Annotated in this window: 11 protein-coding genes; 3 read left to right on the top strand and 8 right to left on the bottom strand. The window is 44.6% G+C overall.

Annotation, left to right across the window (positions count from 1 at the left end; translation table 11 throughout):
* Positions 1-355: 355 nt before the first annotated feature.
* Positions 356-1,864 carry a T9SS type A sorting domain-containing protein gene (locus tag Q0081_RS29285; RefSeq protein ID WP_298361886.1) on the top strand — a complete coding sequence of 503 codons (1,509 nt, stop codon included), beginning with the start codon at positions 356-358 and terminating at the stop codon, positions 1,862-1,864.
* 42 nt (positions 1,865-1,906) lie between these two features.
* Here the strand turns inward: Q0081_RS29285 and Q0081_RS29280 are convergent, their stop codons facing one another.
* From Q0081_RS29280 to Q0081_RS29270, 3 genes are read right to left on the bottom strand one after another with little or no spacing between them, the layout of a single operon-like run.
* Positions 1,907-2,110: a hypothetical protein gene (locus tag Q0081_RS29280; protein WP_298361883.1), complete on the bottom strand. Its 204-nt coding sequence runs from the start codon at positions 2,108-2,110 to the stop codon at positions 1,907-1,909.
* A 3-nt stretch (positions 2,111-2,113) separates the two neighbouring features.
* On the bottom strand, positions 2,114-2,452 hold the full coding sequence (locus tag Q0081_RS29275; RefSeq protein ID WP_298361880.1) for a type II toxin-antitoxin system PemK/MazF family toxin: 339 nt from the start codon (positions 2,450-2,452) through the stop codon (positions 2,114-2,116).
* Between the two features lie 3 nt (positions 2,453-2,455).
* Positions 2,456-2,662 (bottom strand): hypothetical protein, encoded by a 207-nt coding sequence (locus Q0081_RS29270; protein ID WP_298361878.1) that lies wholly within the window; start codon positions 2,660-2,662, stop codon positions 2,456-2,458.
* A gap of 43 nt (positions 2,663-2,705) precedes the next feature.
* On the opposite strand from Q0081_RS29270, the gene Q0081_RS29265 reads away from it, so the two are divergent.
* Complete coding sequence (locus tag Q0081_RS29265) at positions 2,706-3,137, top strand: hypothetical protein (protein ID WP_298361875.1); 432 nt, start codon at positions 2,706-2,708, stop codon at positions 3,135-3,137.
* A gap of 8 nt (positions 3,138-3,145) precedes the next feature.
* On the opposite strand, the gene Q0081_RS29260 is transcribed toward Q0081_RS29265, so the two are convergent.
* The 5 genes from Q0081_RS29260 to Q0081_RS29240 form a co-directional block, all read right to left on the bottom strand.
* Positions 3,146-3,547: a type II toxin-antitoxin system VapC family toxin gene (locus tag Q0081_RS29260; protein WP_298361870.1), complete on the bottom strand. Its 402-nt coding sequence runs from the start codon at positions 3,545-3,547 to the stop codon at positions 3,146-3,148.
* The gene (locus tag Q0081_RS29255) at positions 3,547-3,780 is read right to left on the bottom strand and encodes a hypothetical protein (RefSeq protein WP_298361867.1); all 234 of its coding nucleotides are present in this window, start codon (positions 3,778-3,780) and stop codon (positions 3,547-3,549) included. The genes Q0081_RS29260 and Q0081_RS29255 overlap by 1 nt, the downstream gene beginning before the upstream one ends.
* Positions 3,781-3,904: 124 nt before the next feature.
* On the bottom strand, positions 3,905-6,391 hold the full coding sequence (locus tag Q0081_RS29250) for a glycoside hydrolase family 9 protein (protein ID WP_298361864.1): 2,487 nt from the start codon (positions 6,389-6,391) through the stop codon (positions 3,905-3,907).
* Positions 6,392-6,469: 78 nt separating this feature from the next.
* The gene (locus tag Q0081_RS29245) at positions 6,470-7,306 is read right to left on the bottom strand and encodes a 1,4-dihydroxy-2-naphthoyl-CoA synthase (protein ID WP_298361861.1); all 837 of its coding nucleotides are present in this window, start codon (positions 7,304-7,306) and stop codon (positions 6,470-6,472) included.
* A gap of 81 nt (positions 7,307-7,387) precedes the next feature.
* Positions 7,388-8,542, bottom strand: coding sequence for an iron-containing alcohol dehydrogenase (locus tag Q0081_RS29240; RefSeq protein WP_298361859.1), 1,155 nt, complete (start codon positions 8,540-8,542; stop codon positions 7,388-7,390).
* Positions 8,543-8,718: 176 nt separating this feature from the next.
* Between Q0081_RS29240 and Q0081_RS29235 the strand changes: the two genes are divergently transcribed.
* Entirely contained in the window at positions 8,719-9,093 is a 375-nt protein-coding gene (locus tag Q0081_RS29235) for a response regulator (protein ID WP_298361858.1), read from the top strand.
* The last annotated feature ends 155 nt before the right edge of the window (positions 9,094-9,248 follow it).

Genomic DNA, 9,248 nt, shown 5'->3' with positions numbered 1-9,248 from the left:
TTACAACAGCAAAATGACAAGCATAGTATCAAAGAAAGGCGTAAAAAAGCAGGTTGGAATGACCAGTACTTGCTCAATATTATTAAAAACAACACCATTTAGGTGCGTTTAACCTGTTAGTAATACAACAAAAGAAGGAACTTTAAGATTAATAGATTTCGGAGATACGTTTGTCTATAAAGTAGTCTCATCAGGAAATTACGCTTTTTTCATGAATGATGACGGTAAAACAGGAAGAGAACTTTGGAAAACTGATGGTACTGTCCAAGGTACTAATTTAGTCAAGAATATTGCACCAGGCGGGACTTCAATATTTCAATATACCTTGCAGGATTCTTACATTTGTAAAGAGAGTATGCAAAAAGTAGCTAAAGGTATCATTTTTACTGCAAACGACGGTGTAAATGGTCGAGAACTCTGGTTTAGCGATGGCACTGAGACAGGCACAACAATGATAAAAGACCTGACTGTAGATAATGGAGGAACCAGCTTCTCTAAGTTTTTCAAATCCGAAACAGATGAAAATGTGATTTATTTCACAATCAATGCCAACGAACTTTGGAAAACTGACGGTACTTCACAAGGCACTGTATTAGTAATGAAAGCATCCACTGGATTCGCCTTACAGGACAGATACGCTACTTCTACCACTTATTTTGAACAGAGCGGTGGTTCTTTATATTTCTTGATTAATAGCTCTACCGGATATGGTTATGATATTTGGCGTAGTAATGGTTCTCCTGATGGCAATATAAAATTAGGTACGATTTCAAACAGTGAATCTGCCCCTTATTTCCGAATCGCGGGAAACAATTTGTTTTATGCCGGTAGTGATACAAAAACAGGAATAGAACTCTGGAAATTTCCTCTCTGCTCCCACACCGCTAAAATCAGTACACCCAACGGCACAAGTTTTTGTCCAGGTAGTTCGGTGAGTATTACGGGTGAGGGCAACGGCACTACTTCCCCTTTCACCTACAAATGGAAACAAGGTACTACCGATGCCGGTACAGCGGCTACCTTGGCTGTCACCAAAGCCGGTACTTATACCATTGAGGTTACTGATAAAGAAGGCTGTACCGTGTCGGCTTCCGTAGATATTACCCAAACTACCAATCTTCCCGTCAACATCACAGGCACAAACAGCTTTTGTGCTGGGCAAAACACTACCTTAACTGCCAACGCAACGGGCGGCGTAAGTCCTTATACGTATCAATGGAAACAAAATTCAACCAATGTCGGCATCAATACCAATACCTACGCGGCCACTGCGGCAGGCAGTTACAGCGTGGGAGTCACTGATAGCAAGGGTTGTACGGGTACGTCGGCAGCGTATAGCGTCATGCAAAAGCCTTCGCCCAATGTCACGGTGAGTACGAGTCGTACGCCTACGCTGCTCACGGGAGAGTCGGTGGTATTGAGTGTGCCCACGGCTTCGGGGCAAACGTATCAGTGGGCCAAAGATGGTGCGGCTATTTCGGGAGCTACCAACAACAGCTACACCGTTAGCGGAGCAGGGTCTTATACAGTTACCGTTACGGGCGGTGGTTGTACGGCTACTTCGTCGGCGGTGATGGTGTCCATTATTCTGGCCAACGAGCCTTTGGCGGAGGAGGTTGGTCTGCGCGTGTCGCCCAATCCTACCATAAACCAAGCTAAAATTGTACTGCAATTGGCTCAATCGGCTTCGGCTAACGTCTATGTGCTTGATGCATCGGGCAGGCGTGTCCGTACGTGGGAGTCAGCAGGCAAAGCTACGCGTCACGAGGCTACGATGGATATGCGCTCAGTGGCGGCGGGGAGCTACTTAGTGCAGGCCGAGGCTGAGGGGAGGGTATTTACGGAGAAATTAGTGAAGCAGTAAGCGGTTTTAGATCCCTCCTGTCGTCGGGATGACAAAATACTTTCATGCAAACTGATAAAGGTAGATGCTCAAACTTAGGTGAAGTTCTTTGGCGAGGTTCTTTTTACGATGCAGGTCTTGTTGTAAGGCAATTTGCAACAGCTTATCGTCGGGAAACTGCTGTAAAGTAACTTGAGTATGCTCAATGATATGGTTTAAATCATTGATTTCGCCAATAATAATATCCAAATTGCGAGGCTCTATCATGGTTCAACGAAGCAAAGTATTGATTTCATTCACCAATCTTTGAAGAAAATTTGCTGTTACAGAAGTTTCTTTACGGATAATCAAAGATTCATTGAGCAAAAATACCTTATGAATGCGTACAAAACTAGTCAGTTGCAAGGGTTTAAAGGTATAATCCGATGTAGTAATGGAGAGTGAAAGGCCATCCGTTTTTACTTGACTGGTAATTTGAGCAAGTAGATAATCGCCCGTTTGATTTACCAAATCGTTTGAAATCACCAGTGCCGGACGGCGTTTAGTTTGGCTTACGTCCGTAAAAGGAAAATTGACAACGACGATGTCGCCTTGTTGATAACGTGTCATTGGTTACAAAAGGTTGTCCCAACGTTGGTCTTCGGGGCTTTCCCATTCGTCTGCGAGCGTGGTTTGTGCCAATATCGTCGTTTCGTCCAAGCGGTTATCGGTCACGGGTTTTACAATAATCTCTATTTCTTGCCCGGCAAATAGGGTTTTGAGGGATTGTAGGAATGCATCGCTGATTTCTTGGGCATTTAAACGATACGTCGTTTGCATAATAATTTCATTTTGTACAAACTTAACTAAAATATCAACCCAAATGAAAACGATTTGCATTTTACTGGTTTCTATAATTCTGGTCATTGGCTGCAAGCCCAAAGTAACTCCGATGTCGGAGCGTATTGTTAAAAATTGGACAGTTACGTTGGCAAAAGAAGGGAGCAGTGTGGTTTTTACGCAGGGAGCAACGGGCAATACGCGCCCGGGTTACACCAATTTCAAACTCGAACTGCAAAGCGGCGGCACGGTGGTCTTCACGGATTTTGACGGTACGCGCTTCACGGGGCAATGGGAGTTGCAGGGAGACAACAAACTCGTTTTGAAAAACCTCACGCCGCAACCCACAGGCACAAGCGGCACGATAGAATTCACTATCAGCGATTTTACTGATGCCTCCATGACCCTCACGCGCACCACAGCAAATGCTAAAACGGGTGGCACGGTGAATGTATATCAGTTGGCGGGAAAATGAAAAGGAAATTATGCTTCAATCAACTGAATTTGAGGCACGTAAAGTCGAAAATTTCGGTCAGAAGATATAACAGGTAAATTTTCTGCCAAAGCTGTAGCAAGAATAAGTCTATCGAACGGGTCACGGTGATTGGGAAGAAGCGGTAGGTTATCATAAGCCGCTATATGGCTATTGGCAATTCTCAATATCCCAATTCCGTCTTTTTCGGTGAATTCAATAACACGGCCAAGGGGCAAATCAAATTCGGGCAATTTGTTGAGTTTCTGTTTGATAGCGATTTCAAATAAACTTACTTGACTAACCCAAATTTCATTTTGTAAGTCAGTCAATAGCTTGTAAGTAGTTGGTTTCAGTCGAGAATCAAGCGTCTGAAACCAAATTAAAACTTGAGTATCAATAAGATAGGTCATTACATATAATCTTTCAAGTCTTCGAGCGGTTCATTGAAATCATCGGGCAAACGGTATTCTTTTCCTTCGCTCTCTCCGAATCGTTTGAGGCTTCCCGGAAGGCGTTGTTTTATGATTTCAGGCTCAATCTCTTCCAAAAAAGTGACGATTACCTTTGTTTTTTTTGTAGTTGGAGGTGTCTCATTGAGAATCAAAACTCCATTTTCGTAAATCCCATTAACTGTGGTGTACATTGTTTTATCGGATTTTATAAAGTCAAACAAAAATTTGAATGAATAAATTACTCATTTCGAGCCTACTTTACTTCGATTTACCATCCAAAGATAAAAAATTAATACCATTCCGATTTCTTAACTCCTAAAAAAACCGCCCAAATCGATACCCTTTGGCTTTTAATTCCTTGAGAATTTGAGGCAATCTTGAGTAAAACTTATCCGTTCGTTTTGGATCAGTGCCAAGATGAATCAGGACAATTGCTCCATTTAAGCCCTTAGGGTCTGATTTTTCAATAGTAAAAAGTTTTTGGTACAGCTGCTCACTGCTTCGGTAATTGGTCATATCAGGCGAGGTATAATCGGCATTTGTTCCCGTAGTTGGGGTAAAATTGACCAAAGTCAGGCCCATTTCCTGCCCCCACCCATTCACCGAGGCATTGTACCACTCGTACGGCGGCATAAAAAAAGAAGTCTTTTCAGCACTCAAACCCAGCTTTCCCAGTTCTGCAAAATTGGTCTTGATGTCTTCTTCAAATTGTGCCTTGGTTACCAACAGCGAGTCGCGTTTTTCCCAATCGCAGTAGAGTAAATGCTTATCGGAGTGCATTCCCAGATAATGACCTTCTTGGATGATACGTCGAATGTCTTTCTGAAAGACCGGGTTCCGAAGAAAATCTCCCGTTAGAAAAAACGAGGCTTTTACATTTTGCTGCTTGAGGGTATTGAGAATTTCCGTGCTTCCTTCGCCAAACTCATGACCCGTAAACGTCAGAAAAATCTCCTTCTTTGTCGTATCCATGCGCACAATGGCCCCGTGGTTTTCTTTCACGGCTTTGGGTACTTGAACTTTTCCCTCTTTCTGATAGGCCGACAAAATATAACTCAAACTTGCTGTGCCGTCCATGGTGGGTTCGTTGGTTGAATAATCGCCGTAATCATCGTGATATACTACCGATTTTGACTGAAAATCAGCGTATTCGTCGGCATTGTGGAGGGTAATTCCAATCAATTTCCCGAAAATACTGCCGTAAATCGGGCCGTCAATGAGTCCGCCATCAATGCGATAATTATTCAGATGCGTAAACGCCGAATGAGGGTCAACGGGCCAATCGCCCGTTTCGGGCAAACCGCAAATCATACTCGTTCCCCACGGATTACATCCAAACAGCCAATCGCGCATGGCTGCCTCCAACTCTTCGTATTGGTGGTCTTGGGTGAGCGAACGGTACAAATGAAGTTGGGTTAAAATCCCGACGGTCAGGTTGTTGGAACACCAGATAAAAGGTACTCCATTCAGAAAAGGATTATTTTTTCCCCGAGATTTTACTTTTTCAACTCCCAATTTCATCAATTGACGAAACTCCGCTGACGTTTGGTTTTTGTTTTTGGATAGCCAATAATGTCCCAAATTCACAAAGGGGTACCATTTATAGTGTTTGGCTGTATCGGCACCCATCCAGGGAGTTGTGGGTTCATTTCGACCAAAATTGACGGCATCTGCTAAATAGGCACTGTTGGCGGGAGTCAGTTGATGGAGTTGGGCAGCTGCCAATTCCATGTCGTCCACGTAATTGTCTTCTTCGTAAAAGTACGGAGCACGCCCGGGTGCTGTCTGACAAACGCCGGGAAAGCGTTTTCCGTAATCATAAGCATCGTACGCTTTTTGGACTAATTTCTTAGCAAACTCAGGGTAAAAGTTAGATAAAATCTGACTGCCCAACGCAAACGCAGACGCATATTTCCCCGCCGTTGAAGCAACTCCCGTGGTGCGATTTTTGTATTTAAAAAGCCCTTGCGGTTTTCCGGTCACTCGATAAACGGGGCGTCCCAAGCCCCATTGCGGATTATACACCACAAAATCTTTGTTCGGCAAACGCAGACCGAAATGGTCGCGGTCGTCGGCCAATTGATTGAACATCACGTCTTTGGAGGGATTCATTTTTACCAACCAATCCAATCCCCATTTGGCTTCGTCCAAAATATCTGGAATACCGTTGGGCTTGGGATGCCCTGCCGCATCGTGGGTATCGCCAAAGGAGGTTGGGTTTTGTTGATAGGCAAACAAAAGTTGGTAGGTAGCATTAGCCGAGGTAGCCACGTATTGCAAATAATCGGACGCATCGTGCCAGCCGCCCGACGCATCCATAAACTTCCCGTTTTGGGTAGAATCGGGTTGATAAATTGCGTAGCCGTCCTGTCGGTGACACGAATCTTTGAGAAAGGGATTATACCCGCTTCGTTGTTGACGCATATAACGCAGTACAAAATCGGCGGTTCCTTCATACACATTAGCCGCAATCCGAAAAGCGGGAGAACGTACGCCCGCCGCCCGCACATAATACGCGCCTGATTGTTTGAAAGTGGAAAAATTGAGCCGAAAATTGGATTGAAACGCAGCGTAGACTCCAAACGATTGTACGGTTTTCGCTTTCCAAACCACACGGTCTGTCAAGGCTTCACACAGTTCAAATTCAGTGACCTTGAGTTGTTCTTTGCTCACCAGCACCGCCACTTTGCCCGAATGGGGCAAATAGCCCAGTTGATTAATGCGTATCCACGATTGTTGGGCCAACAATGAGCCGCCGGACAAAAAGGCCCAAGCGACAAGAAGGTAAACGGTTGGTTTCATGGTTTAGAAAGATATAAAACCTATGAGGTTTATGTTTGCTTCCCAGTCAAACCTCATAGGTTTAGTTTCGTATGGATTTTACGAAAAACGTTCAAACTTATCCCAGTTAGGTTTCCGTTTTTCAAGGAAGGCATCGCGCCCTTCCTGCGCTTCTTCGGTCATGTAGCCTAATCGGGTAGCTTCGCCCGCAAAAAGCTGCTGTCCTACCAAGCCATCATCCACGAGATTGAAAGCAAACTTCAACATCCGAATCGCCATCGGGCTTTTTCCGAGTATTTCCTGCGCCCATTGAAAGGCGGTATCTTCCAATTCGTCGTGGGGCACTACGGCATTGACCATCCCCATATCGAAAGCTTCCTGAGCCGAGTAATTACGACCTAAAAAGAAAATTTCACGGGCCCTTTTTTGACCAATCATGCGGGCCAAGTACGCTGAACCATAGCCCGCGTCATAACTGGCCACATCAGCATCGGTTTGTTTGAAAATCGCGTGTTCTTTACTGGCCAAACTCAAGTCGCATACTACGTGTAAGCTATGGCCGCCTCCTACTGCCCAGCCCGGCACGACCGCAATAACGGGCTTGGTCATAAAGCGTATCTGACGTTGTACTTCCAGAATGTTCAGGCGGTCGCGACCGTCTTCGGCACGGTAGCCTCCTTTTTGGCGGGCTTTTTGGTCGCCCCCGGAGCAAAAAGCCCAAATGCCGTCTTTGGGCGAGGGGCCTTCACCAGACAGCAACACGACGCCTACTTTTGGGTCGTGCGTGGCGTCGGTAAAGGCATCCAACAGTTCAAACGTGGTTTTGGGTCGAAATGCGTTGCGAACTTCCGGACGGTTAAACGCAATACGCGCGACTCCGTCGCATTTTTTATACGTAATATCGGTGTATTTTTTAGTCGTAATCCAGTTGGGCATCGTTGTATTTTTTTATACAAATATGTCGGGGTAATTTGATTTTTCCGAAGGTTATTTCATGAATCCAACAGGCAGACAACATTACGCCAAACTCAATTCCAAAATCTCCCCTACCACTTCGGGGGTAATGTCGGCGTGCTCTCCGAAATTAATTCCTCGCTCTACAAAACGCTGCACTACTTTTTCTATAGTATCGGCATTAATTGAATACGCACTTGCTTTTGTTGGAATACCCAGCGATTCGTAAAAATCGGCGGTTTTCTGTATCGCTCCCGCTACCAATTCGTCGTCGGTTCCGCTTAATTGCCACACGCGTTTGGCGTATTGAATTAATTTTTCCCGCTTAGACTCTTTCTTGATTTCCAGCAAATGAGGCAGCACCACGGCTAAAGTCCGGGCATGGTCAATGCCGTGAAAAGCAGTGAGTTCATGTCCGATTTGATGCGTTGCCCAATCCGTTGGAACACCCAACGCAAGCAAGCCATTAAGCGCCATGGTAGCTGCCCACATCACATTAGCTACCGAATCATAATCCGTTGGATTCGCCATCATTTTAGGCCCTTCTTCGATGAGGGTCAGCAATACGGCCTCGGACATGCGATCCTGCATTTCGGCCCGTACGGGATAGGTCATGTACTGCTCCATCACGTGCGTAAAAGCGTCGGCTATGCCGTTGGCGATTTGGCGAGGAGGAAGTGAATACGTTGTTTCGGGGTCGAGGATAGAGAATTTAGGATAAACAAGTGCATTTCCCATTCCCTTTTTTTCGTGAGTCTCTTTCTTACTGATGACCGCATAATAATTCATCTCTGAACCCGTAGCCGGCAAAGTCAATACCGCACCGATAGGCACCGCAGTAGTGATTTTGGCACGATTGGCTACAATTTGCCAAGGGTCTGCGCCCGTAAATGGAATAGCTGCCGCCATAAATTTCGTTCCGTCCAATACCGAGCCTCCTCCGACCGACAGCAAAAAATCTACTTTTTCGGTGCGTGCTATTTCCACCGCTTTCATCAGAGTTTCGTAGGTAGGATTGGCTTCAATCCCTCCAAATTCAACGATTTCTCTTCCTGTCAAAGCCAATTTTACTTGGTCATATACCCCATTTTTGAAAATACTTCCGCCTCCGTAAGTCAACATAATACGGGCATCCGCAGGAATTTGCTTGGGCAATTGCGCGATTTGTCCTTTACCAAAAAGTATTTTAACAGGATTGAAATAGTGAAAATTATTCATTGCAGATGTTTTAATGATATGTCATTTTTATTTACAGAAGAACTAATCACATTCCTCTTTAGTTTCCTTATAAAACAATCGGAACAGGTTATCTTTGGTGATAGGTTATTAGACGGACTACACATTTTTTTGTATTATTACACCTTCAAATTACCCTATCATATCTTTAACTCTCTATGAAAATTCTGGTAGTTGACGACGAACAGGACATAAGAACGTTGTTTGAACAGCGTTTCCGCCGCGAAATTCGGAATGGCGAATTGGATTTCAGTTTTGCTTATTCAGGGGAAGAAGCTCTGACCTATATCAACGGTCATTTTTCCGAAATTGTTCTGATTCTGTCCGATATTAATATGCCCGATATGAGCGGTATCGAGTTGCTGCGTCGTATCCGAACGATGCATCCTACTGCTCCTCCTACTATCATGATGATTACGGCCTATAATGACGAAGAAAATTATAATCAGGCAAAAAAATATGGGGCAGACGATTTTCTGAACAAACCCATTGATTTTTCAAATTTGAAACAAAAACTCACCGAATCGTTATGACTAAAGCCAAAATGCTCGTCGTAGATGACGAAAGCGATTTAGGGTGATTGCATCAAGTGTTAAGTTGGTTTAACAGGGTTTTAAGGTAAGCATCGTCGCGAGCGGCTTTCTTTCGCTTACGAGCCAAACTCATTTCAGTCGGCTCTCGCTTTAAG

Source organism: Runella sp., from assembly GCF_027484545.1.
In the GTDB taxonomy this organism is placed as follows: domain Bacteria; phylum Bacteroidota; class Bacteroidia; order Cytophagales; family Spirosomataceae; genus Runella.
Note: the sequence above shows the minus strand (reverse complement) of the source record. Positions and strands in the feature narration are given on the sequence as shown.

Excerpts from the sequence above, each read along its gene's own strand:
- Q0081_RS29285 (WP_298361886.1), top strand. The coding sequence starts at position 356 with ATGCAAAAAGTAGCTAAAGGTATCATTTTTACTGCAAACGACGGTGTA.
- Q0081_RS29280 (WP_298361883.1), bottom strand. The coding sequence starts at position 2,110 with ATGATAGAGCCTCGCAATTTGGATATTATTATTGGCGAAATCAATGAT.
- Q0081_RS29275 (WP_298361880.1), bottom strand. The coding sequence starts at position 2,452 with ATGACACGTTATCAACAAGGCGACATCGTCGTTGTCAATTTTCCTTTT.
- Q0081_RS29270 (WP_298361878.1), bottom strand. The coding sequence starts at position 2,662 with ATGCAAACGACGTATCGTTTAAATGCCCAAGAAATCAGCGATGCATTC.
- Q0081_RS29265 (WP_298361875.1), top strand. The coding sequence starts at position 2,706 with ATGAAAACGATTTGCATTTTACTGGTTTCTATAATTCTGGTCATTGGC.
- Q0081_RS29260 (WP_298361870.1), bottom strand. The coding sequence starts at position 3,547 with ATGACCTATCTTATTGATACTCAAGTTTTAATTTGGTTTCAGACGCTT.
- Q0081_RS29255 (WP_298361867.1), bottom strand. The coding sequence starts at position 3,780 with ATGTACACCACAGTTAATGGGATTTACGAAAATGGAGTTTTGATTCTC.
- Q0081_RS29250 (WP_298361864.1), bottom strand. The coding sequence starts at position 6,391 with ATGAAACCAACCGTTTACCTTCTTGTCGCTTGGGCCTTTTTGTCCGGC.
- Q0081_RS29245 (WP_298361861.1), bottom strand. The coding sequence starts at position 7,306 with ATGCCCAACTGGATTACGACTAAAAAATACACCGATATTACGTATAAA.
- Q0081_RS29240 (WP_298361859.1), bottom strand. The coding sequence starts at position 8,542 with ATGAATAATTTTCACTATTTCAATCCTGTTAAAATACTTTTTGGTAAA.
- Q0081_RS29235 (WP_298361858.1), top strand. The coding sequence starts at position 8,719 with ATGAAAATTCTGGTAGTTGACGACGAACAGGACATAAGAACGTTGTTT.